Source organism: Brucella sp. H1_1004, assembly GCF_047308065.1.
GTDB lineage: Bacteria > Pseudomonadota > Alphaproteobacteria > Rhizobiales > Rhizobiaceae > Brucella > Brucella pseudogrignonensis_B.
Genome location: NZ_JAYKZA010000004.1, coordinates 356,607 through 382,102, shown reverse-complemented (window position 1 = coordinate 382,102; position 25,496 = coordinate 356,607). Strand labels below are relative to the sequence as shown.

The window sequence follows — 25,496 nt, the reverse complement described above, 5'->3', positions numbered from 1 at the left end:
ACGTCAACCATTTTCAGGCATCAAGTATCCTGTCGGGATAACCGGCACATTGTCGGAATAGACCGGCATATGTCCGGCAGGTATTGCCAAGTTGTTTGAGGCTGGCGTTTCCGGTATCGATATGGCATGAAATTACTCAGCTCCTATCCCGGTTGAAGGAGTTTAGTTATCCGCATTAAATTGTTGCCTACGTTGTCTGGACCTATCACCGCTTTGGGTGTTGTCACGTTAAGTTTCTCTTGCCGGAAAGGCCAGGGGTTCGTAGATATTCAGGCGACACAGGCCGCAATTTTCCATGCATCGAAAGCTTCGAGGCGATGGTAACGAATTGTGTGTGCGGCTCGGCGACGAGATGGAACAGAGAAACAATTGCGGGTAGCTGAGTGCATGGAAACGAACCGTTGCAACGCTCCCGGTGATCGGTGGCCTTGCATGGTTCGCTCCCGTTTCCTAAACGGCAGATGGCTATTCTCGGCTCGATTATTGAGGCCCTTGTGCGACCAATGCTCAAGGCCGGGTGCCACTTCTGCTTTTGCTGCACTGTACGAGCGGAGCTTATCAGTGATGATCCGTTTGGGAGCGAAGCCATAGCGCTTCATTAACGCCACGAGCATTCGCTTTGCTGCCCCTTTATCTCGCCGCTTCTGCAAGATTTCTTCGAGAACGATGCCGTTTTGATCCACCGCACGCCAGAGCCAGAATTTCTTTCCAGAGCATTGGACGACCACTTCGTCCAAATACCAAATATCGCCAGGGCGCGCCTGACGACGCCGCAAGTTGCGTGCGATCTGAGGTCCGAACTTGGCGATCCAACGACGAACTGTTTCGCATGAAACGTCGATACCACGCTCAAGCAGCATTTCCTCAACTTCACGCAGACTAAGGTTGAACCGCAGATAAAGCCACACCGCATGAGCAATAATCTGTGGCGGAAAACGGTGACGCTTGAAGATGATATCTGATGGCTGCATCGTCAAAATTTACGCCCAAACCGTCAGGCAGGCAACTGCAGTCCAGTTAACGTGACAACACCCTTTGCGGAGCTCGCAGCATAATTGCGTCTAAGGATAAGGCAGGCCGTAACTGGCTGAAATATTTGCGACATAACCCATCTTTGTCCGAAACCAATTCACACTTTTTAATGTGTGCTTTAATCGTGGGTGGAGTGAGAGATTTGCAGTCAAGCAATCGATGAAGCAAATGAAGATATGTAAACTTCATCTGACCACGGAGACCATAATCGATCTTTACCCTACGATGCCAATCAGGCGGAGACTATCAGCGGCACCTAGTAGGTTATCCGAACAATAACCGTGTCGGTGTAAACACCTGCAGGTGGTGTTGCCTGTGGCAAAACCAGCCCGTAAACGGGAATTGACGTTATGGTTCCCGTGCCCGCAGAACTGTAGGTTTGTCCCGCCGCATCTCCCCATGGCTGAAGATGCTGGCTATCTTTGTACAGTCCATAGATTACACTATTGGCTCCGTTTTTCATAAGTCGCTCGGTTGGTGAAATACCACCTGTTTCTAAAGCGACTGCATAATTCGTAGTTTGTGTGCAGGAGAGACGAACCGTTCCTTGCGCAGCGACATTATTTTTCAGCAGTCCACGTGTACCAAAATTGATGTTATCGGGTGCAAGAACATTGCACTTCGGGCTAACTGTCGCTTGAACGGTAAAGTTAGCAGTCGTAGACAATGTAGCACCAAGCGAACTACAACCGAGCAAACTTCCCAACGAACCATAGCGTATCTGAGTGCCCGCAGTTCCACTGAAGGTGCTAATATACTGACCCGGCGAGAGGTTTTGTTGCCCCGGCACAGATGCATAAATTGGCCAGCTTTGTGATACAGTGCCCACTTGTGCCGTCATGCGAAATAAGGGCGCATCACCGAACAAAAGACCGCCTGTATACCCCCCCCAAGGAACCTGCCTATTGGCGTCTGAGTATATTTGGTATTCAAGATCGCCACCTAGTCCAGTCATTAAGCGCGTACCGGTTGATGCACCACCTGAACCATTACCAAAACCGGGGCAAATAGCTATACCAAGAAGTAAATTTCCGAGGTCAAGCGCGGTTACAGAGCACGTCACAGTCAACAAACCCTGCGTATTTGTTGCAGTACTACCCAATGTATCAACTGTACCAAAATTGATAGGACTTGATATCGTGGCTGTGCAACTCAATGCCTCCGAACTGCTTGTAAAGAACGGCAACAATGAAATCCCGAGCAAAGCAATCATACAGATTTTCATGATAATTTTCAGCGACATACCACGTTCTCCAAAGTGACCTGGCTTCCTTTGACTGCATGAAACGGAAAGTCTGCGCGACAAGTCGCACTACCGTCAACGCTGTCCGGGAGTTCAATTTCAACACTGTTGCTGTTAGTTAAGCCGCGGACGTAACTCTGCCCATCATAGCCAACGACAAATGGCTCATTTGCTCCCACAAGTCGACCTTCTGCCCCAACAGGTATAGCCGATCCATCCGAGCGCACAAACGTAACCAGTGCAGTCGCTTTATCGGGCTTAATGCCAAAACGAACGACAACACCTCCTTTTTCCGCTGGTGTCACTTCCGTTCGTGTCGCGGGGATATCAATATCAACTGGAAGGTTGCTTGGATCGATCTCAATAAGATTTTTTTGCAATGACAGCAAATCAGGAACAAGGAGCTTTCCATTTCGCCCTGTCTTACCCGCAGATCGGTTGTGAACCGTTACAGGAACATCTGGTGCGCCGGCATCAACGACAGCGAAAGCATCATAAATTCGATCTGACAGAAATACGCCACCGCCAGCGGAAGCGATAGCACCAGAAACTTCTAAGGTACCGCCGCTTCCGGAATCATATTGACGACCCGTCGCCTCCACACGTGCAACAGGGGTACGCACTGTGACACCAGCCTGCCTTTCATTGAAGTATCCTTCTGAGTCCTGAAGCCGCCATCCAATACTCCACGGTTCAGGTCCAAGTGGATAGCTGTAATCCGTGAGAAGCCGCGTGCCTTGATCCGTCGTTTCTACACCAGAGGAGACGGAGCCCCCGCCTAGTGGCATCGAGAGGCCGACAAACATTCCAAATGAACCAGATTGGGCAACATCCATATAACCATTCGCATAAAGCGTGCTTTTACCGACAAAGGGACGGCTATACGATAGACCCAAGATACTTGAACTTTGCCCATCAAAGTCCTTGAGATGGGCAAAGTTCAAATTAAGCGAAGAGCCGTCTCGAAATACCGGCGGTGATAGCGTTATCTGATCGACAGAGCGAGGGTTTTGAATGGTCGTCAACTCGGAAAGGTTCTTGATCCTCGATGTAATAGAAGCAATATCATTGTAGTCGCCTATGGTTCTTTGGGTACTGGCAAAGAATCGCCAGTCATAAAACGACGCTTCCAAAGAACCGCCCACACGATATCCGATAACACCCTCAGCATGACTTGCAGCAGCATTCACCGATACGATACCAAATGAGCCGACATTAAAGAGCGCTGCTGCGCCTCCCGAAATCAGTCCGGCACCACCCTCCGCATGGGCTTCAAGCGTCAGGCGCTGCGTAAGCCCATAACGTAAGCTGCCAGAACCCACAAAACGATCATCATAATTATCGGTTCTCAACCCAAAATCACGGCGCGCAAAGCCCCCCTCGAAACTAAAGTCGACCAGCCCTTTTGCCAACATGCGCGACGAAACAAAAAAAGGCATTTCTTTTACAGTTTCGCGTCCAAATTGATCTTTAACAATGACCTGAACAGTGCCAGGGCCACTGACGAATGGGACTCCCGTCACCTGAAATGGGCCTGTACCCACTTCTCCTGTGAACCGGCGCAGATTGTTTGCATAGACTTCAACCGTTGATGGGACTGCCGCACTGCCAGTCAACTCCGGCATCGGCATAGTCACTAAGTCTGGACGGAGATTAAAACTTCTTCGGATCTGTACGCCACCAAGCCGGACCGGACGTGTCCATGACAGGCCTCCGGTAATGATATCACCCGCTGAATATGTCATTAAGCGTTCAGGATCAGAATAACTCCAACTCGTTGCCAACCGTCTCGAAGCGTAGGTCTCATTGGGGGCCGACGTGACAATAAAGCCACTTTCCAGAAGACCAAATGCAGAGAACATCCGCGCGTCAAACGAGGCAGAAAGTCCCTGATATTCGGGCGAACCAAACCGATTATCACCAGAGAAATTTCCAAAGACTGAATAGTTGAGAAGGCCACCAAAATCGCGCTTAAGCTCTAAAGCTTCGGTATTCTTCGAAGTATCCCCAATTTTCCGTGCAACACGCGCATCATCTGTTGCATCAAAATAGATTGATTGAGTAGCATCGTCTACCCGGTAGGTTACGTCTTTTAGATCATCCAGCGCGACATAGTTATCTGATTGTTTGGCACCCTTCCCAGCCTCAAGCCCAACACCGTTCAACTGATCGACAGGCATAGAAAACTGACCATCCGGTGCTTTGCGAACGGCAGCTACCATTTCGGTGGAAGCACCATTAACATAAACCTCAAGATAGAGATCCTGACTTGAAGTCTCGGCGCTAGCATCGCCTTGAGTTATTTCCGGGGGCGCCGACTTAGCAGGGCACGCCCAGAATGAAGTAAACAAGCAAATGAAACTAGCCACCCGAACTAATCGAGACACTGGCACGGATTGGTCCCTTGTCATCTTCAGCTGTCAACGTGAATTTACGCCCCGGAACGGCAAGGCCGGCAGGAATAGAGAAGGCCCATTTTTTTGTGCGGCCACCCAAAACATAGCCAGCCAGGCCATCGACGCGCGCAACTGCTTTACCGTTATGATCTTTCAGAAGAAGCTGACTAACTTTGAGACGGTCCGCCCCACTATTCTGTGCTGACAATATCAATTGCCGCCCATTAGATGACGCGGTCCATTTGACTTTCGAACCAGATACAGACGTGTCGTTAAAGAAAACCGGAATTGACTGCCTGACAAGAAAACGAACGCCACTTTGCGTAGCATTTGAAGCCGTTGGAAGCTCATCTACTAATAATCTGTAGGTCTCCTGCCCGTTTATACCCTTTGTCGTCCGCACAACCCTAACTGCTTGCTGTGCACCCGGAGCCAATTTCACCATTGGTGGGCTTGCAACAACATCTTTGGTGGGAAGATATACGTCTTCACCGGTTTTTTGGTCCCACTTAAAGACGCGCATTTGAACAGTAATTGGTGCTTTCCCATCATTACGGATTGTTACGAGACCCGCACCAACGGGTGCTGTTAAGTTAAGTCCGACGGGGGTGACATGCAGATTAGCTGCAAAACTAACTTTGACACACACAACAGAAGATAGCAGCACTACAAAGAACGCTTGGATAAACCATTTCATAATGTACATCCGTCAATACATTTTGATGCGAAGCAAAGAGCGTCGAAGATTGAAACATGCGTTATGAAATACAATCTCTCGACGCGTTAACTTGAGCATGACGCGACGCCTGTTAATACGTCAATGTGACTTGAACTGTATCCTGATAAACACCGGCCGAAGGGGTATCCTGAGGCGGAACAAGACCATAAACATTCAGCTGTTGTGATGTCCCAGTGCCCGACCCGGAGTAACCGTTCGTCGTCGTTCCCCAGAGTAGAGTATGCTGCGCATCGCGATAAAGCGAATATTGTACTGTGTCAGTACCACCCGACTTCGTCATAAGCCGCAGCGCTTCTGTGGAACCCGCTCCCAAACCTTTATCCAAAGTAAGCGTAAAATCAGCACCCTTCGTACAAGTTACAGTAATTTGGCCCGTCTGCGCTTTTTCTGTAGCAAGCAAACCCGTAGTTCCAAAATTTACACCCGCAATAGCACCGAGCGAGCATTCATTTTGAATGGTTATTTGAACACTAAGATTACCATTGATATTGGTTTGGGCATCAACAGTAGCGGGATAAAAAGACGAGCATATCAAAACAGCACCAAGACCAGTTTTGTATAAAATTGCGCTTTTTTGCACGAAATTATCCACCCCTCTAATAAAATAATATATTAGACCAGATCTTATAATAATATTCGCCAGAACTATCAAAATGTCAATATTATTTAACAAAAATATTAATTAATTTCATCAGTATTAAATTAACCTATCTTACTGAATTTACTGCAGTTAACGAAATATCTCCAAATAATGCTAAAGCTCTTTATGAAAACCGCGAGTGCAGTGGACTAAGTGAATCTAGATTAGCGATTTGTGACGTCTTCGCGCGCATTTTCGAAAGCAGAACGACTTCATCAACTCCACTACGATCATTAAATGTCGACGAACTTGGGCATGAGGGAATATTCATTCCTCCCCTCCCTGAAGCTACTCCTCATGTAAGCCTCCCAACCATGATGTAGTTATTTCCGTTATCTCAGAACATAGCCAATTTGTGACCTTCTCTATGCTTCCAGCATACGAGCAGAAGCATTACTATCGCTCCCGCAACGCCTCGCTGGCTCGATTAAGCGGCTTGATCAGATAGTCGAATACGGTTTTGGCGCCAGTATGAATATCTACCGTGGCAATCATGCCCGGAACGATTGGGAAGCGCTGTTCATTCTTGTTAATTAGCGCATCTGTTTCGGTCTTGATGAACACACGATAGTAATATTCCTCGGGCTTGATTTCGTCCTGAATAGTATCCGCAGAAATGCTCACAACTTTACCTTCAAGCGCTCCATAAATCGCATAATCATAGGCCGTGATTTTCACAGTCGCGCGTTGATCGGGGTGAATATAGGCAATGTCGCGTGGCAGAACCCGCGTTTCAATCAGCAATTGTTCATCAAGCGGCACGATCACCATGAGTTTACCATTGGGCGGAACGACACCACCAATAGTTGCCACTTCAATATTCTTGACGATACCACGCACAGGCGAACGCAGCGTCATACGTGCCAGTGAATCGGAGCGTCCGCGGATAACAGATGACAGCGAATCCACTTCGGCATTGGCCTTTGCCAGTTCTTCACGCGCTTGGACGATATATTCAGATTTAATCTCTGTTTCTTTAAGCTGAAGCTCAACCAACTGTCGTTTCAGACGGATCACTTCAACATTGCTGGCCGCGCCCATCTTGCTCAATGACTGGCTGATATTGAGTTCATCCTGCACGAGCTTTTTTGATTCAGCGATCCATTGCAACGCGTCCTTCAAGCTTTGCTTGCGCGCTTCAAACAGTCTTGTCTCCGAGGCAACAAGCGCAGGAAATGCATCCAGTTCCTGTGAAAATTGCAGTTCAGTCTGGCTCACTTCCGCGTTAAGGCGTGCCGAACTTGCAAGTGCAGCACGATATTTTGCAGAACTTTCCTGCACACTCGACTCTGTTACCGTGGGATCAAGCTGCGCGAGTATCTGCCCGGGCTCAACTACATCGTCCTGCCGAACCATCAGCTTGGCAACAACACCGCCTTCCAGCGACTGAATAACCTGCTCCTGAGAGGTCGGCACGACCTTGCCCGTTCCTGTTGAAACCTCGTCCAGCAAAGCCAGATACGACCAACCGATGAGAACTGCGAAAAAGACAAAGACCAGCCGGACCAAGCGCTTCGACCTCTTAAGTCGCTGCCCCTGCTCACTTCCATTAACCCAGGCACCAAAGTCTCCGCGCACGGCCGCCATATATTCTCTCCGGGTTATATCGTCTTTGTCGGTTCCACTTTGCTCATGCCACGCAGGGTTTGCAGACCCCGCTCTTTGCTATCGTCCAGAGCAACCTGACCGTTCTCAATCACAATGAGGCGCTGCACCAATTCAAGTACACGCATTCGGTGGGTTGCGATAATCACCGTGCGTCCCGCACTCCACTTGGCAAACTGCTGGATGAAATAGCGTTCTGTCGCCTCATCCATTGTCGATGTAGGTTCATCGAGCAGAATTACCGAGGGATCACGGATAAGAAGACGCGCCAGAAGAATTGCTTGTTTCTGACCGCCGGAAAGACCGCCGCCACCTTCCTGCACCAGATGTTCAAGACCTTTTGGCAGCTTACGCACAAAACTATCGGCACCGACCATAACCAGTACACGCTGGATTTCAGCATCCGATGCGTCCGGTGCGCCCATGGTGATGTTTTCGCGCAGCGATCCGAAAAACAGCCGCGAGTTTTGCGTCAGCAAACCGACATCGCGCCGAACATCTGCGGGATCGATCTGTGGCAGAGATAAATCATCAAGCAAAACCTCGCCGTCAGATGCATCAAGCAATCCAGACATGGCCATTAAAAGCGTAGATTTACCCGCACCATTTCGACCAAGAACAGCGATACATTCGCCCTGCTCGACTTTAAGGTCTTTAACGAGCAACACTGGCGGAGAGCTCTCATCACCATACCGAAACAGTGCGCTTTTCAGCTGGTAAGAACCGTTGATTTTTGGGCAATGAATTCGGGTCTCAGTCTCAGGGTGATCAACCGGCATCTGCATCAGCTGATCAAGACCCTTCTTGGCTATACGTGCGTGCTGCAGGCGACCGAGAATTTGCGAAAGCTGCCCCATGGGAGCCAGCATGCGCGAGCCCAGAATAGATGCACCAACCAAAGCACCCGTCGTCATATCGCCTGCAATAATCAGCGGCGCACCCGCAAAGACCGTAAGAGCATAAACACCGGCCTGCACATTCTGCGTCCAGACGCTGAGGCTATTCGTGAGCGCACGCAATCTGATCTGTGCTTCGCCTGTTACGGCATTAAAATGGTTCCATTGCTGCTGAAAGTGATCTTCGGCCTGAAGACCTTTTACGTCTTCGATCCCCTGCACGGTTTCCACCAGCATAGCATTTCGCAGCGATGCTTCGCGCATGGCCTGATTGGCATACATTCGCAACCTACGTTGTAACAAAAGTCCCGGTATGATCAGCGCAACCAAAGCTCCCAGCGGAATGGCAACCATCCATCCGGCCAAAAACCAGTAAATGACTAAAAACATGAAGAAAAACGGCAGATCAGCAAGGGCGGCAACCGTCGTTGATGTGAGCAATTCACGCACTTGCTCCGTATCGCGAAGCTGAGCGATGAACGAACCGGTCGATGTTGGTCTCGCGCGGTTTTTAACACGAAGAGCATGACCAAAAACCACATCCGACATTTGCAAATCGGTCTGTTTGCCCAAAACATCGATGATGCCCATGCGCGCACGCCGCATAAGAAAATCAAACAGAATTGCCAGCAAAACACCGCTAAACAAAACGTAAAGCGTATTGAAAGATTGCGCAGGTACGACGCGGTCATAAACCTGCATGGAGAAAAGAATACCCGCGAGGCCAAGCGTATTGGCAATCAGCGATGCCACCAGCACGTGGCCGTAAGAACCCATGTCGTGAAACAGAATGCGTCGCAGCCAGTTCTCCTCAAACGGCTTAATATAGGCATCGACACGCGCATCAGGGACGGTTTTCGATGGGCGCGCGAGGATGATCTTTTCTGTCTCCGCCAGAAGGACATCCAGTTTGAAAGGCTGCTCCAGACCTTGCTCGCCAATCATCCAGACACTGACTTCCCGATCTTTCGAAAGGGTGTTTACGACAGCCAGTTGCCCGTCATTGAGCTTAAGCACAAACGGCAAATGCCACGTCGAAAGCGTGATCGCCGCCGGATCGACGAACCTTATTCCAAGCCCGACATGCCGCGCAATGGAACTGATTTTCGCATTTTCGTCCGTACTGATTCTTGCAGCGGCTGCAATCTTTGCGCCCTGTAAAGATATAGGGATGCGATAATGCTGAGCGACGCGCCCAAGGGCTTCAAGCCACCCATCCGCATCAAACCTCAAATTTCCCGCAGGCTTCTTCAACCGTTCAGCGGGTTCATTCAGATCAATGCCATCAAAGCCGGGAGGGTTTTCGTCATGCATCATAGCGTCGCTCCGCCTTCCCGCAACATGGATGCATTAAGACCAAAACTTTGGCGTGTCTTGCCGGAACTATAGAGGCAATTGATATCCAGACGACGGATGTCATGAACCGTATTGGCAGTCTGGAATCGTGCTTCATGTAGTTCCTGCTCGGCATTTAGCAGATCAAGCAACGTTCTTGTACCAAGCTCAACATATTGTTCGCGATAAAGATCACGGGTTCTGACCATCATTTCGGCACGTGACTGAAGCGAGCCCATAAGCCGGTTCAACGTGCCAATCTGGCTGCGTGACTCCATGAGATTTCGCTGAACATCAAAACGCGCCGTGCTAATCGCTGCTTCAGCGGACTGTAAGGCATAAGAGGCAGCGCGTTTGCGTGCGGCTGTTTGGCCACCATTATAAAGGCTGGAAGAGACATTCACGCCGACTGAATATTCGGGTTGCCGATCGTTGCTGCGCGTATCATCGCGTGAGGCATTGAGATCATATCCGGTTGTCGCTTCAAGCGAGACCGTCGGCAAGCCATCAGCGCGGCTTGCTGCAAGCTGTGCTTTGGCTTCCTCACGTGCAGCTTGCGCCTCAAGCATCGCAGGCACCTGCTCCCAATCGGGTGCAGATATGCTGCAAGCATTTCCAAGCCACGACGGGACCGATGATGCAGGATTAGGCGACCCTCCACCAATGACTGCGGACAATGCAACCTGCCAGCGGCTCAGCTCCGATTGATATTGCAGCTGGGTTGCGAGTGCCGATTCAACACGCGCATCTGCCTGTACCTTGTCAGACATTGTGCTAGCGCCCTTATCCGTCCGCTCATTCACGAGACCTGCAATTTTCTTAACGCCATCAACCTGCGCCTGTGCATAGGACGACAGCATACGATAGCGCTGCACCTCCACAATCGCATTAGCGGTATCACGTGCAAGATTATCGACCGTGAGAAGCAAACGCGCATGGTTGATGGCCTTGCCCGCACGTTCCGTATCGACCGCACTCGATACTTTGCCAAAATCATAAAGCATTTGCGACGCACCAACGTTAAACTGCGGCCGCCATCCATTTGTGTTGTTGCTTTGATAGCCTGAATTCACACCCGCTTGCAGCTTGGGATAATAACCCGCCTGTGCTGCACGTATGCGTTCATCAGAGGCCAAAATCCTACCAGACGCTTCATCAACAGCAGGGTGCCAACCCAGCGCCCGCCGGACGGCGGTTTCCATCGTAAGGGAACCACCATCCGGGAGCCTGGCCGCCGACTTGGGAGACGTAGCACTCGTCACAGCACTCCTATCAACCGCTGGTACGGGGGCGGAACCAGCAGTTGATAGGGGCCGCAGGGCTTCAGTCTTCTTTGACTGAGACAGGTTGTCATTTGTCAAAGCGAGATTGTTTGCAGACATTTGGCACGCAGCCAAAAGGCATGAAATCATCGATATTGTCGCGAAACGTCTTAAAACCTGGAATTTTCGCATCGAGTATCCGTTATGACCGGCACAGGCCGGTATTTCATGATCTGACCTTCGCCGCCGTGGCCTCGGCGGCGAAAGGAAATCTCGGCGGATCAGACCGCGTGTGTCGTGTGAAGATCATCCTCTTGCGTGAGCGGATCAGGGACCAGATGACTGAGTGGATCATCAAATGCATCCGCGTTGTCACCCACGTCAGCATTGCTGCCATTCGCCGTGTTAGCCAAAACAAAACTGTCTTGATCCGAGGTTTGATATTCCCCGAATGGCAGGGGTACATCACCGCTACCATCATCAAGGAACACGCCTTCCGTCAGACCGTTTTCAGCAGCATGTTCACCAGTGGAACCTGCTTCTGCAACTTCACCAAGGTCACCAATCGGAACGACGTCACTGTCGCTGTGATCTGCCCCGTCTGCGTCACTGCTTCCATCATCGATTAAAGTATGAGCAGCCATCAGATTGTCGTCCGTTTGACTATCCGTATGAGTATTGGTGTCGTCGTTGTGTTCAGCCGTAGCAGCCGCATTTTCCTGATCAAGCCTCGCGACACTATCATCATGCACGGTATCTTCTGCGAAACGAGCAAGTGATATCTGACCCATCTCCTGAAGATCGACTGTAAGTTGTGCAGTCGATTCATGACCATTTGGCAGAACGATCTTATAAGTAAAGCTTTCCGATGCTTCGCGATCAGCATAGCTCAGGTTTGCATGCGGCTGATACTTATAAGAACCGTTACTGTAGATCGTCAGGTCACCATAAGTCCCAGTGACAACGGTTCCTTCGGCAGTGACATTTACAAATCCACCAGAACCCTGAACCTGCAATTTCGCAGTGACAGGCAGAGAGCCATCATTGTCGAACAGATTGCCTGTCGTACCTTCATTGCTCTGCTTAACATATTGATCGGTATAAGTGACATTGACGTCAGTAACGACACTGACAGCACCCGCCAAGCCGCTCAATGTAGTATGAACCCGATAAGTCCCGGGGGCTAGATCGAGGCTTCCAATATCGATGACTTTTGCTGGTCCCAACAGTCCCAAAGAAATCGAGTAATCTTTATCGACATTCATATCGACCCAGTTGCCGTTCTCAAGTCGCTGAATGGCAACAGTACCGTTTGCACCAGCAGCAACTGTCATATTGACAGTCACAGTTCCGGTCGCATCCATGTTGGCGCCGATAATGAACTGATTACTATTAGTTTGAGCGCCACCAAGAAGCGCTACCAAGGGCTGCGTCTGATCAAAAAAGGCATTATCCACCACATTGGACCAGATTATCCCGGCGGTATCAGTGTCGTTGGTCGCAGCGAAGTCGTATGTCGCATCCTCTGCAAAATTATTGTTATCCCAGACCAGACCCTGACCATCACTATCAATTCTGATGTTCAGCTCGGCCTGTGTGTTGGTATCTGTCAGTGGATCATATTTGGTGTAGGTGAACTGATCGACCTTACCAATGCTCTCCAGACTTCCATTCGGTGTGTAGGTGTATGAACCATCCTGATGGATTACCAGATTGCCATATTGCCCTTCGATTGTTGTTCCTTCAGCACCCGGCGCAACAGCGTGTGGTATCCCCTCGACAGTAACGCTGGTGACGAGATGACCTTCACTGATAGCTGCTCCGTCATTGGCAAGGACGTTACCCTCGACATCTTCAACCTGAACACCTGAAGGCTCGACATAATTGAGATCGGTTCCCGAAACCTGCAGATTGCCGACCAATCCGACGCTCAGCAGGCTTTGCGAAGCAGCAAAGGCGCGATAAGTACCCTCGCCCAGAAGTGCACTGGCTTGAGCACTGTTGCCGAGGAGTGTCAGGTTGAGCAGTGTTGCATCGCCGGAGCCATCCACGGATGACCATGTTCCGTCTGGCATAAGCTTCTGGACAACAATTGTTGTACTGGAAGCCACGTCCACACCCAACAGCTGGGAATAGTTGAACTGCAGATTCTGTTGATGACCTTGTGCAACCACGAAGTTGCTAGAAGGAACACTCAACACTGTAATATCTGCACCAAGCAGCCCGACCAGCAGAACATAAGCTGCATTCGGATGGGTGACGTTGGTTGAAGTCGGCACAATGTTCACTTCTGCCGTCACATTGTCCACGATTGGAGCCGTGCTGGCTGGATCAATCAATGGCGCAGTTGCAGAGGCAGATTCAGACACGTTTTCAGCCGCATCCTCAAGTGTTGCCGAGAGCTGTCCACCATCGCGTTGTGGTGGGTTGAGTGTGATCTGGAAACTGCCGTTGCTGCCGACATTACCCTCGCCCACGATATTGTCATCCGCATCGCGAATAACAACCTTGGTTTCAGGCTCACCCTTACCACTGATGGTATTGCCGTCAGGGCTGACACTCAATTCTGTCGGTGCAGCTGGCGCCAGAGTATCCGGCACTGTCGCAGAACTTTCTTCCGACTGATTGCCCGCTCCATCAGTCTGGGTAACCAACACATTCTGACCATTGCTCTGCGCAAGTTCATATGTTGCAGAACCACCTGCCCCTAGCGGAACCGTAGCTATGATGCCGCCCTGAGCATTGTAGATCGTCGCCGTTGCACCTGGTTCACCCGAGATAGTCAGCGTAATTCCGTCTTCGCCCACAGTGACGGTCGGAGCGGGTGGTGCTAATGAGTCTGGTAGCGTAACCGGAGTTTCTTCGGAAATATTACCAGCTTCATCAGTTTGCGTAACGGTAACATCCTGACCATTGGTCTGTTCAAGTACATAGGTTGCTTCACCTGTCTCGCCAAGTTCGACAGTATCGATAACCTCGCCATCTGCGTCGTAAATGGTAGCCGTCGCACCCGGTTCACCCGAGATAGTCAGCGTAATACCGTCTTCGCCCACAGTGACGGTCGGAGCATCAGGTGCCAGCGTATCAGGAACAGGAACCACTGCCGCATCTGAAACATTGCCAGCCGCATCGGTCTGTGTGACAGTCACACTCTGACCGTTGCTTGGGTCAAGCAGGATCGAGCCTGCGCCCTCTTCATCCAGAACAACAGTGCCAAGCGGCGTACCATCCGCTGCGGTGATCGTCGCCGTCGCACCCGGTTCACCCGAGATAGTCAGCGTAATACCGTCTTCGCCCACAGTGACGGTCGGAGCGGGTGGTGCTAATGAGTCTGGTAGCGTAACCGGAGTTTCTTCGGAAATATTACCAGCTTCATCAGTTTGCGTAACGGTAACATCCTGACCATTGGTCTGTTCAAGTACATAGGTTGCTTCACCTGTCTCGCCAAGTTCGACAGTATCGATAACCTCGCCATCTGCGTCGTAAATGGTAGCCGTCGCACCCGGTTCACCCGAGATAGTCAGCGTAATACCGTCTTCGCCTACAGTGACGGTCGGAGCATCAGGTGCCAGCGTATCAGGAACAGGAACCACTGCCGCATCTGAAATATTGCCAGCCGCATCGGTCTGTGTGACAGTCACATTCTGACCGTTGCTTGGGTCAAGCAGGATCGAGCCTGCGCCCTCATCATCCAGAACAACAGTGCCAAGCGGCGTACCATCCGCTGCGGTGATCGTCGCCGTTGCACCCGGTTCACCCGAGATAGTCAGCGTAATACCGTCTTCGCCCACAGTGACGGTCGGAGCGGGTGGTGCTAATGAGTCTGGTAGCGTAACCGGAGTTTCTTCGGAAATATTACCAGCTTCATCAGTTTGCGTAACGGTAACATCCTGACCATTGGTCTGTTCAAGTACATAGGTTGCTTCACCTGTCTCGCCAAGTTCGACAGTATCGATAACCTCGCCATCTGCGTCGTAAATGGTAGCCGTCGCACCCGGTTCACCCGAGATAGTCAGCGTAATACCGTCTTCGCCCACAGTGACGGTCGGAGCATCAGGTGCCAGCGTATCAGGAACAGGAACCACTGCCGCATCTGAAACATTGCCAGCCGCATCGGTCTGTGTGACAGTCACACTCTGACCGTTGCTTGGGTCAAGCAGGATCGAGCCTGCGCCCTCTTCATCCAGAACAACAGTGCCAAGCGGCGTACCATCCGCTGCGGTGATCGTCGCCGTCGCACCCGGTTCACCCGAGATAGTCAGCGTAATACCGTCTTCGCCCACAGTGACGGTCGGAGCGGGTGGTGCTAATGAGTCTGGTAGCGTAACCGGAGTTTCTTCGGAAATATTACCAGCTTCATCAGTTTGCGTAACGGTAACATCCTGACCATTGGTCTGTTCAAGTACATAGGTTGCTTCACCTGTCTCGCCAAGTTCGACAGTATCGATAACCTCGCCATCTGCGTCGTAAATGGTAGCCGTCGCACCCGGTTCACCGGTGATCGTCAGTGTGATGCCGTCTTCGCCTACAGTGACGGTCGGAGCATCAGGTGCCAGCGTATCAGGAACAGGAACCACTGCCGCATCTGAAATATTGCCAGCCGCATCGGTCTGTGTGACAGTCACATTCTGACCGTTGCTTGGGTCAAGCAGGATCGAGCCTGCGCCCTCATCATCCAGAACAACAGTGCCAAGCGGCGTACCATCCGCTGCGGTGATCGTCGCCGTTGCACCCGGTTCACCCGAGATAGTCAGCGTAATACCGTCTTCGCCCACAGTGACGGTCGGAGCGGGTGGTGCTAATGAGTCTGGTAGCGTAACCGGAGTTTCTTCGGAAATATTACCAGCTTCATCAGTTTGCGTAACGGTAACATCCTGACCATTGGTCTGTTCAAGTACATAGGTTGCTTCACCTGTCTCGCCAAGTTCGACAGTATCGATAACCTCGCCATCTGCGTCGTAAATGGTAGCCGTCGCACCCGGTTCACCCGAGATAGTCAGCGTAATACCGTCTTCGCCTACAGTGACGGTCGGAGCATCAGGTGCCAGCGTATCAGGAACAGGAACCACTGCCGCATCTGAAATATTGCCAGCCGCATCGGTCTGTGTGACAGTCACATTCTGACCGTTGCTTGGGTCAAGCAGGATCGAGCCTGCGCCCTCATCATCCAGAACAACAGTGCCAAGCGGCGTACCATCCGCTGCGGTGATCGTCGCCGTTGCACCCGGTTCACCCGAGATAGTCAGCGTAATACCATCTTCGCCCACAGTGACGGTCGGAGCGGGTGGTGCTAATGAGTCTGGTAGCGTAACCGGAGTTTCTTCGGAAATATTACCAGCTTCATCAGTTTGCGTAACGGTAACATCCTGACCATTGGTCTGTTCAAGTACATAGGTTGCTTCACCTGTCTCGCCAAGTTCGACAGTATCGATAACCTCGCCATCTGCGTCGTAAAGGGTAGCCGTCGCACCCGGTTCACCCGAGATAGTCAGCGTAATACCGTCTTCGCCTACAGTGACGGTCGGAGCATCAGGTGCCAGCGTATCAGGAACAGGAACCACTGCCGCATCTGAAACATTGCCAGCCGCATCGGTCTGTGTGACAGTCACACTCTGACCGTTGCTTGGGTCAAGCAGGATCGAGCCTGCGCCCTCTTCATCCAGAACAACAGTGCCAAGCGGCGTACCATCCGCTGCGGTGATCGTCGCCGTTGCACCCGGTTCACCCGAGATAGTCAGCGTAATACCATCTTCGCCAACCAAAACCTCAACCAATGGCGCATCAGGTGCCAGCGTATCGGGCAATGTTACAGGCGTTGCTTCTGACACATTGCCAGCCGCATCGGCCTGCGTCACAGTCACATTCTGACCGTTGCTCGGATTAACAGTATAAGTCGCAGTACCGGTTTCACCAAGATCAACCGTAGCAAGCACGCTGCCATCAGCATTATAGATCGTCGCTGTCGCTCCAGGTTCACCGGTGATCGTCAACGTTATGCCATCAGGACCAACCGTAGGCTCAGGACTCATTGCTTTCCGAGCCAGAATATAACGGCTGCTGCAAGATCTATTGCTGCACGGAACACAATCGGGCAGCGATCATAACGGGTAGCAATTCTTCGCCAGTCTTTCAGTCTGCCAAACATGATTTCGATACGATTGCGTCGCTTGTATCGACGTTTGTCATACTTAATAGGCTTCTTACGGTTTTTGCGACCCGGGATGCATGGCTTTATCTCTTTGTCTTTTAACCGTTTTCTGAACCAGTCGGCATCATAGCCTCTATCAGCAAGAAGCCAGTCGACCTTCGGTAACGTCTCAATTAAGGCTGCAGCTCCGGTGTAGTCGCTGATTTGTCCCGCCGTGACGTGTAACCTGATAGGGCGACCCTGCGTGTCGGTGACGGCGTGCAACTTGGTATTCATGCCACCTTTTGTCCGGCCGATCAGCCGTCCACCATCCCCTTTTTTAGCCGTAGGCTTGAGGCCGTGCGGTGCGCTTTCAAATAGGTCGCATCTATCATGACAGTCTTTCCGACCGACGACTTGGAAGACAGGCCTTCAAGTATTTGAGCAAATATCCCCTTGTGACACCAACGGTTCCAACGATTATAGAGCGTTTTAGAGGGCCCGTATTCTCGAGGGGCATCACACCACCGTAACCCATTACGAAGAATGAATATAATTCCACTCAAGACACGCCTGTCATCAACGCGTGGACGTCCATGGCTCTTGGGAAAAAAGGGCCGAAGGCGTGACATTTGCCCTTCGCTCAGCCAGTAAAGATTGCTCATCGTTCAGTCTCCTCAAGAGAAACTGAATCAGCTCTTCATTCTCAAATCAATAGGTCCTGAGCCTAAACATTTTGTTTCGAGATGGCAGGAACACATCTCTTCACGCACGTCATTCTTAATGCACTAAATTGGCTTCCATGTCATATGCGCCATCGTAAACAATCGTGCCGTCATGTTGACTAGTATGGTAGTATGGTATATTTCCGGTTTTGAGGAGTACGAACGCATGCATAGTCAGATGTTGCAAACAAAGCACGTCAGTGTGGTGGATCAGCTGTACGCCGCATTGAGGGCTGCAATCATTGATAATGCCTTGTCGCCGGGTACGCGGATTTCGGAAGCGGAAGTGGCTCAACAGTATGGGGTGAGCCGTCAACCTGTGCGCGAAGCTTTCATTACGCTCGCAAATGAAGGTTTGCTTGAAGTCCGCCCGCAGCGCGGGACGTTTATCGCTAAAATCTCACTTCAGGCGGTTATGGATGCCCGCTTTGTCCGTGAGGCCGTTGAAGCCGACATCGTAAAGCTTTTGGCCCTGTCTCCTGACGACGCGCTTGTGAAAGAACTACGCGCGCAACTTCTTCGTCAGGAGGAGATAATCGGGGGATCTGCGCGAGATTTCATGGATGCGGATGAAATATTCCATCGCACACTCGCTGAAGGCGCAGGCAAGGGCAAGGCCTGGCGCGTGGTGGTTGAGATGAAGGCACAGATGGATCGGGTGCGCTTTCTTTCAAGTATGCATTTTCCGGTTGCCCGGCTGATTGCCCAGCACCGTGAAGTAGTTGAGGCCATTGAATTGGGAGATGCTTCCCGAGCTGAACAATTCATGCGGCAACACCTGCAGGGAATTCTAGTCGATCTCCCCGTGATCGAACAGGAGCGGCCCGAGTATTTTCTTTAGCGCTGCGCTAAAGCAGCAACGACGTCATTCCAGAGGAGGAAAGAATGAAGTTTCAGAAATTTAAGCATATAGCAGCAACCTGCGCGATGCTTGCATTGATGGGAGGCACATCGCTTGCGCAAGAGGTTACTCTCAAGCTCGGACACCTCGCAAATGAAGAGAATATCTGGCACAAAGCCGCGCTGAAATTCGCTGACGAGGTCAAATCTCGTACCGAAGGCCGCGTGGCAGTTGAAGTCTATCCGAATGAATCACTCGGTAAGGAAATCGACGTCATCAACGGTATGCAGCTTGGCACAGCTGACATGACTATTACCGGTGAAAGCTTACAGAACTGGGCGCCAAAAGCCGCTTTGCTCGCTTTACCATATGGATACAAGTCGCTTGAACATATGGACAAGGTTGCATCGGGTGATATTGGCAAGCAGATTGAAACCGAAATTATCGAAAAGGCGGGTATTCGTCCTCTGACCTATTTCGCGCGTGGGCCGCGCAACCTTTCGGCTAATCGTGAAATCACGAAGCCGGAAGACTTGAAGGGTGTCAAGGTGCGCGTGCCAAATGTGCCAATTTTTGTAGCCGCATGGCAGTCACTTGGTGCAAACCCAACGCCTATGGCATTCTCGGAAGTATTTACCTCGCTTCAGAACGGAACGATTGAAGGACAGGAAAACCCGCTCGCTTTGTTCAAGTCAGGTGGTTTTTATGAAGTTCAAAAAGTCATCAATAAGACTGAACACGTTAGGTCGTGGATTTATCTCACGATATCAGATCGCAGCTGGGGAAAATTGTCAGAAGCGGATCAGGCGGCATTGCTGGAAGCGGCTAAAGCGACACAGACTTATGAACGAGAATTGTTCGTAGCCGACGAAAAGGCACTCGTCACTGATTTGGAAGCGCGCGGTGTAAAATTCGTCGAGGTCGATCAGGCAGCATTCGCGGCTAAGGCAAAGGACGCAGTTCTGGCGTCAGTGCCACAGGAAATCCGTCCGCTCGCCGAAAAGGTCTTCAACGACTGAGATAAAGGTGCTGCCGGATGAAGTCCGGCAGCTAGCCTGTCGAGGACACCATGACAAAAACATTTAAAGGATTGGAAGGTGTGTGTCGCCTTCTGATACTCGCAACATTTCTTGTGCTTATGGGCTCAGTCCTATTGCAGGTTTATGCCCGCACATTTTTAAGCACGGCACCAGTCTGGACGGAAGAGCTCACGAGGTTTTGCCTGCTGTACATCGGCGCACTGGGTGCCGGCCTAGCCCTACGTAGCGGCGATATGGTCAATGTTGACCTGTTATGTGAAAGCCTGCCGGGGCGCATTCCATGGCTGCTACGATTGGTCAGTGCAATACTCACTGTGGTTTTTGCCGTCGTTCTTTTGCCCGCCGCATGGGACTACACCACCATTGGCAGCCGTCAAACCGCGCCTTCTCTTGGTTGGCGCATGGATTTCATCCACGCATCTCAACTTATCCTTTTCGTAGCGCTAACCATTTGGGCGCTCATGCGCATCATAGAGATGCTGACAGGCCGCCATGATGGGCGACCCATCCCCAATTCGGAGGAAAATTAATGGGCCTGACCCTTCTTCTTGGCACATTTGTCTTTGGACTAGCTATCGGCTTGCCTGTAGCGGTGACGTTGGGCTTGTCTTCAATGGCGTATCTTCTTTTCGCGGATATCCCACTGGTTGTCATTCCTCAGAAAATGTATGCTGGAATGGACAGTTTTGTGCTGCTTTGCATTCCAGGCTTTATTCTGGCGGGCAACCTGATGAACTCCGGCGGCATCACAGAGCGGATCATTCGCTTTGCCAATGCTCTGGTTGGTTGGATGCGCGGCGGACTGGCACAAGCAAACATCGCAGCTTCTATGCTTTTTGGCGGCATTTCGGGAACTGCGGTCGCCGATGTGGCATCTGTTGGCGGCATGATGATCCCTGGGATGAAAAAAGTCGGATACCCAGCTGATTTCTCAGCCGCAGTTACGGCTGCTTCATCGACAGTTGGCCCGATGATCCCCCCAAGCGTTCCCATGATTATTGTCGGCTCCCTCTCTGGCCTCTCTGTTGGAAAGCTGTTTCTGGCTGGTGCAATGCCAGGACTGCTAATGGGCTTCGCGATGATGATAACAACCTACTTCATCGCAAAGAAAAAGAATTTCCCACGTGAAAACTGGAAGGGTGTCCGTGAGTTGTTCACGTCGTTCACCGGAGCGATCTGGGCAATAGCAATGACAGCACTGATCGTCGGCGGACTGCTGATCGGTGTTACAACGCCAACAGAAACAGCCGTAGTCGCCTGTCTGTACGCTGCCCTCGTCGGCCTCTTCATCTATCGGGAATTGCCAGTAAGTCGTATTCCCAAGATCATCATCGACAGTGCCATTAGTTCTGCCGGAATTTTGGTATTGGTTGGAACCGCAAATGTATTTGGTTGGATTCTAGTCGCAGAGCGCATTCCACAGGCACTCGCCGATGCAGTTCTCTCAGTTACGGACAACAAGTTTCTCGTCATCTTGCTGATCAATCTTCTGCTTTTGTTTGTTGGCATGTTCATGGAAACGATTGCCGCGTTGATCATTCTGTTCGTGCCGTTGCAGGCTCTCGCTATTGCCGTCGGTATAGATCCCATACACTTCGCGTGTTTTGCTGTCCTGAATCTGATGATCGGTCTAACGACACCTCCTGTCGGCGTTTGCCTTTTCGTGGCGTCAAATATCGCACGACTTCCTCTATCACCGGTGATCAGGGCAATTATTCCCTACATCATCACCAATATTATCGTTCTTCTGATGGTTAGCTATTTCCCACCTTTGGCGACTTGGTTGCCCAACACTTTGATGCCTTGAGGTTATGATGCCAGAACAATCGCTAACACGTGTCGTTTGCCTTCATGCTCAGGATGACTTGCGCATTGAGAACAGGCCTCTCGAAAGACCGGGGCCAGGTCAGGTTATGGTCGTAATACAAGCTTGCGGAATTTGTGGATCCGATCTGCATTACTGGCTGGAAGGCGGTATCGGAACCATCCGTGTTCGCGAACCGATCATTCTGGGGCATGAGGCATCAGGGCGCATCGAAGCGCTTGGAGAAGGAGTGACAGGCCTGACGCGTGGCCAGCTCGTGGCCCTGAACCCGTCGCAGCCCTGCGGTACTTGCAGTTTCTGCCAGCACCGACTTCCGCGCCACTGCATTGCGATGCGGTTTAAGGGTTCTGCAATGTACGTTCCACATCAGCAAGGGATGTTTCGCGACAGGATCGTAATTGAAGCGGATCAATGCTTTGCCGTGCCTGATGACATCGATCCCGGTGCAGCCGCCTGTTCAGAACCGCTGGCTGTCTGTCTACATGCAGCCAATCGGGGCGAGGCAATTGCCGGCAGCTTGTTAGGCAAAGTCGTGCTGGTGACAGGAGCGGGCCCGATTGGTGCGCTTTGTGTTGCGGTGGCAAAAAAACGGGGTGCTTCCGAAATTATCGTAACGGATATTCAAGACGCCACACTTGCGATTGCTGCAAAAATGGGCGCTGACCACAAAGTCAACATTGCAGCCAATCCAACGGGACTTGACCGCTGGAAAGAGGATAAGGGCAAGGTTGATCTCGTCTTCGAGTGTTCCGCCGCAGCCCCAGCAATCAACGATGCAATTTCGTGTTTGCGACCGCTCGGCACGATGGTGCAAGTGGGCGTTGCTGGGCCAACAACCATGCCATTGAATGTCATGGTTGGTAAGGAAATTCAGTTTGTCGGTTCGCAGCGCTTCGATACGGAATTCGCTGACGCCGTGCAGCTTATCGGATCGCACGCAATCGACCCACGCCCGATTATCACGGCCACATTGCCTGTAACGGAAGCGCTTGCCGCATTTCATGCGGCTACCGACCGTTCCCAATCGGTCAAGGTTCAAATTACTTTTGCCGCTGCATCCGCACGGCACTGAAAACAGAGAGACGATAATATGAGACAGACCTGGCGCTGGTTCGGCCCCAAGGACCTGGTATCCATTGACGATATGTTGCAGGCAGGTGTGGAAGGCGTTGTAACAGCCCTTCACCATGTTGCGACGGGCGCTGTTTGGTCGCCTGCAGAAATTGAAAAGCGAAAAGCCGACATCTCTCAAATGAAGAATGGGGATGCCTCCGGTCTGCGGTGGGAGGTCGTTGAAAGTCTTCCGGTTTCCGAAGATATCAAACGCCAGACGGGTGACTGGAAAACACATATCGCAAATTGGAAGACCTCAATGCGAAACCTGCGCGATGCGGGTTTAGAGGTCATCTGCTATAATTTCATGCCTATCCTCGACTGGACGCGCACCGATCTGGCTTATCGATTGCCAAATGGCGCCACCTGCATGCGCTACGACGCGATCGATTTTGCAGCCTTTGATCTGTTTCTTCTGCAACGCGACGGCGCATCGGAAGATTATAGTCCAGAAGTGCATGAGGCCGCACGCAAGCGTTATGCAGACATGCCTGAGGCACGACGTCTGGAACTCTCGGGAAATGTTGTGTTCGGTTTGCCCGGTGCCGCTGAACGTATGTCGATGGACGATGTGAAGCATCATCTTGCGAATTACGACAATATTTCGCCTGAACATTTGCGCGGGCATCTGATCGATTTTCTGGCTGAAGTCAGCCCGCTGGCAGAAGAACTCGGTGTGCGCCTATGCTGCCATCCGGATGATCCACCGTTCCCACTGCTTGGCCTGCCGCGTATCATGTCTACCGAAGCCGATTATAAGACTGTGATGGATGCCGTAAATATTCCAGCCAATGGCATTACCCTTTGCACCGGATCGCTGGGCACACGCGCCGACAATGATCTGCCGGGCATGATGAAACGGCTGGGGGAGCGGGTACATTTTCTGCATCTGCGCAATGTCGCCCTTGAAGAAACCCATCTCGGCGGGTCGTTCCATGAGGCGGCTCATCTGGAAGGCAATACCGATATGGTTGCCATGATTGCAGCCATTCTTGCAGAAGAAAATCGACGCAAGCTTGCGGGTCGCGCAGATTGGCAAATACCAATGCGGCCAGATCACGGTCAGGATATTCTGGATGATCTCAACAGAAGAGCACAGCCGGGTTACCCATCTATTGGTCGGTTGAAAGGGTTAGCAGAATTGCGAGGTATTATGACCGCACTGTCGCATAAAAATGTCAAGGTTGTTGAATGACGAGACTTTCGGCACAGGCAAATGAAGGCGCGTCAGCCCGCTGGCCGGCATATACGCCGGAGAACCACGGAGCTGGGATTGTTCATTTGGGACTTGGCAATTTTGCGCGCGCCCATCTCCTCGATTATACCGATAGGGTCTTGGGACAAAAAGGTGGCGACTGGCGCGTCATTGGCGTTTCACTGCGAGGAACTGCCGTGGCCGAGAGCTTGAACCCGCAACAAGGGCATTACACGCTGATCACGCGCAGCGCGTCCACAGAGGCGCGGGTGATTGGCGCGCTGGAACGGGTATTGGCCGGACCTAATGTAAGTTGTGATGCAATGGAAGCCATGGCATCACCCGCCTGCCGCATCGTGAGTCTGACGGTCACAGAAAAAGGCTACGGCATATCAAGCAATGGTGAACTGGATCACAATCACCCTGCAATCGTTTTCGATCTCGTAAATCCTCAGACGCCTAAGGGGGTGATCGGATTGATTGTCTTGGCACTCAAGCGACGAATGGAAAAAGGCTTACCACCCTTTACAGTGCTAAGTTGTGACAATCTATCTCATAATGGTCAGAAACTTCGTAAGGCAGTCCTTGCATTCGCGAAAGAAGTCCATGGAGAAGAACTGTTCAGTTGGATAGCAAACAATGCGAGCTTTCCATCTTCAATGGTGGATCGGATCACGCCAGCATCAAGTTCAGCAACGGCAAAACTTGCAGCCGAGCTTACGGGACGCGAAGATTACGCTGCGGTGGAAACAGAACCATTCTCACAATGGGTGATTGAAGATCAGTTTTGCGCCGGACGACCGGAATGGGAATGTGCCGGAGTCCTGTTTGTCGAAGATGTTACTGCGTATGAAAATATGAAGCTTCGGATGCTGAATGGTGCGCATTCAATGCTTGCGTATAGTGGGCTCTTGTCGGGTAAAGCATTGGTACGTGACGTTATGTCCGACCCTGATCATGCCCTCCTCGTGAAGCGTCATCTTGCAGCCGCTGCTGCAACCGTCAAGGGCCTGTCAATTGACCTCGACAGCTATTCCTCTGCGCTGGCTGAGCGGTTTTCCAACCCGGCTATCGCGCACTCAACAACGCAAATTGCAATGGACGGTACGCAAAAGCTACCTCAACGCATAACAACTCCGGCTTTAGAGACAATTGCAGCGCGCGGATCAATACGTCCTTTTGCATTTTCGCTGGCCGCCTGGCTTGCCTATCTTGTTCAGAAAGACAGTGATGGTAATCCACAAACGTTAAATGACCCGCGCGTAACTGAGCTTCAGCGAGCTTTAAGGAATACAGCTACTTCCGAGGAAATAATTCGAGCCGTTGCAGCAGTTTGCCCTGATGTTCTCCCTGAAAAATTAACGGAGGGTATTTTCGGCACCATGCTTCGGGAAATAGTCAATGAAATTCAAACCGAAGGCATGGCTGCTTTTATCAAACGGGAGGCACAAAGGGGCGACTAGAGCACAATCCAATCGGCGC

The 25,496-nt window shown here is 51.4% G+C and carries 17 protein-coding genes; 7 read left to right on the top strand and 10 right to left on the bottom strand.

The features are described from left to right. Positions 1 to 269 precede the first annotated feature (269 nt). The 10 genes from U2P60_RS20610 to U2P60_RS20565 all read right to left on the bottom strand — a co-directional run bounded on the left by U2P60_RS20610 (position 270) and on the right by U2P60_RS20565 (position 17,940). Positions 270 to 971: an IS6 family transposase gene (locus U2P60_RS20610; RefSeq protein ID WP_413574254.1), complete on the bottom strand. Its 702-nt coding sequence runs from the start codon at positions 969 to 971 to the stop codon at positions 270 to 272. A 317-nt stretch (positions 972 to 1,288) separates the two neighbouring features. After that, entirely contained in the window at positions 1,289 to 2,275 is a 987-nt protein-coding gene (locus U2P60_RS20605; protein WP_413574253.1) for a spore coat protein U domain-containing protein, read from the bottom strand. After that, positions 2,266 to 4,626 (bottom strand): fimbria/pilus outer membrane usher protein, encoded by a 2,361-nt coding sequence (locus U2P60_RS20600; RefSeq protein WP_413574252.1) that lies wholly within the window; start codon positions 4,624 to 4,626, stop codon positions 2,266 to 2,268. Before U2P60_RS20600 ends, U2P60_RS20605 begins: the two co-directional genes overlap by 10 nt. 10 nt (positions 4,627 to 4,636) lie before the next feature. Further along, positions 4,637 to 5,368, bottom strand: a complete 732-nt coding sequence (locus tag U2P60_RS20595; protein WP_413574251.1) for a molecular chaperone — start codon at positions 5,366 to 5,368, stop codon at positions 4,637 to 4,639. Positions 5,369 to 5,480: 112 nt separating this feature from the next. After that, positions 5,481 to 5,990: a spore coat U domain-containing protein gene (locus U2P60_RS20590; RefSeq protein ID WP_413574250.1), complete on the bottom strand. Its 510-nt coding sequence runs from the start codon at positions 5,988 to 5,990 to the stop codon at positions 5,481 to 5,483. Between the two features lie 456 nt (positions 5,991 to 6,446). Next, positions 6,447 to 7,637, bottom strand: coding sequence for an HlyD family efflux transporter periplasmic adaptor subunit (locus tag U2P60_RS20585; protein WP_413574249.1), 1,191 nt, complete (start codon positions 7,635 to 7,637; stop codon positions 6,447 to 6,449). A 14-nt stretch (positions 7,638 to 7,651) separates the two neighbouring features. Then, a complete protein-coding gene (locus U2P60_RS20580) occupies positions 7,652 to 9,868 on the bottom strand; it encodes a type I secretion system permease/ATPase (protein WP_413574248.1) in 2,217 nt (738 codons plus the stop codon). Next, complete coding sequence (locus tag U2P60_RS20575) at positions 9,865 to 11,088, bottom strand: TolC family outer membrane protein (protein ID WP_413574247.1); 1,224 nt, start codon at positions 11,086 to 11,088, stop codon at positions 9,865 to 9,867. Before U2P60_RS20575 ends, U2P60_RS20580 begins: the two co-directional genes overlap by 4 nt. Before the next feature lie 341 nt (positions 11,089 to 11,429). Continuing rightward, positions 11,430 to 17,177, bottom strand: a complete 5,748-nt coding sequence (locus U2P60_RS20570; RefSeq protein WP_413574246.1) for a BapA/Bap/LapF family large adhesin — start codon at positions 17,175 to 17,177, stop codon at positions 11,430 to 11,432. Then, a protein-coding gene (locus U2P60_RS20565) for an IS5 family transposase (protein WP_279678372.1) occupies positions 17,174 to 17,940 on the bottom strand; the annotation gives its coding sequence in 2 pieces (ribosomal slippage) (positions 17,174 to 17,620 and positions 17,623 to 17,940; 765 coding nt in all). The genes U2P60_RS20570 and U2P60_RS20565 overlap by 4 nt, the downstream gene beginning before the upstream one ends. A 226-nt stretch (positions 17,941 to 18,166) precedes the next feature. Here U2P60_RS20565 and U2P60_RS20560 point away from each other — a divergent pair. The 7 genes from U2P60_RS20560 to U2P60_RS20530 are packed head-to-tail and all read left to right on the top strand — an operon-like array spanning position 18,167 to position 25,477. Continuing rightward, the gene (locus tag U2P60_RS20560) at positions 18,167 to 18,841 is read left to right on the top strand and encodes a GntR family transcriptional regulator (protein WP_413574245.1); all 675 of its coding nucleotides are present in this window, start codon (positions 18,167 to 18,169) and stop codon (positions 18,839 to 18,841) included. A 44-nt stretch (positions 18,842 to 18,885) separates the two neighbouring features. After that, positions 18,886 to 19,860, top strand: a complete 975-nt coding sequence (locus tag U2P60_RS20555) for a TRAP transporter substrate-binding protein (protein WP_413574244.1) — start codon at positions 18,886 to 18,888, stop codon at positions 19,858 to 19,860. Between the two features lie 50 nt (positions 19,861 to 19,910). After that, complete coding sequence (locus U2P60_RS20550) at positions 19,911 to 20,411, top strand: TRAP transporter small permease (RefSeq protein WP_413574243.1); 501 nt, start codon at positions 19,911 to 19,913, stop codon at positions 20,409 to 20,411. Continuing rightward, positions 20,411 to 21,688 carry a TRAP transporter large permease gene (locus U2P60_RS20545; protein ID WP_413574242.1) on the top strand — a complete coding sequence of 426 codons (1,278 nt, stop codon included), beginning with the start codon at positions 20,411 to 20,413 and terminating at the stop codon, positions 21,686 to 21,688. Before U2P60_RS20550 ends, U2P60_RS20545 begins: the two co-directional genes overlap by 1 nt. Before the next feature lie 7 nt (positions 21,689 to 21,695). Beyond that, positions 21,696 to 22,778, top strand: a complete 1,083-nt coding sequence (locus tag U2P60_RS20540; protein WP_413574241.1) for an L-idonate 5-dehydrogenase — start codon at positions 21,696 to 21,698, stop codon at positions 22,776 to 22,778. 18 nt (positions 22,779 to 22,796) lie between these two features. After that, on the top strand, positions 22,797 to 24,014 hold the full coding sequence (uxuA, locus tag U2P60_RS20535; protein ID WP_413574240.1) for a mannonate dehydratase: 1,218 nt from the start codon (positions 22,797 to 22,799) through the stop codon (positions 24,012 to 24,014). Further along, positions 24,011 to 25,477 carry a mannitol dehydrogenase family protein gene (locus U2P60_RS20530; RefSeq protein ID WP_413574239.1) on the top strand — a complete coding sequence of 489 codons (1,467 nt, stop codon included), beginning with the start codon at positions 24,011 to 24,013 and terminating at the stop codon, positions 25,475 to 25,477. The genes uxuA and U2P60_RS20530 overlap by 4 nt, the downstream gene beginning before the upstream one ends. The last annotated feature ends 19 nt before the right edge of the window (positions 25,478 to 25,496 follow it).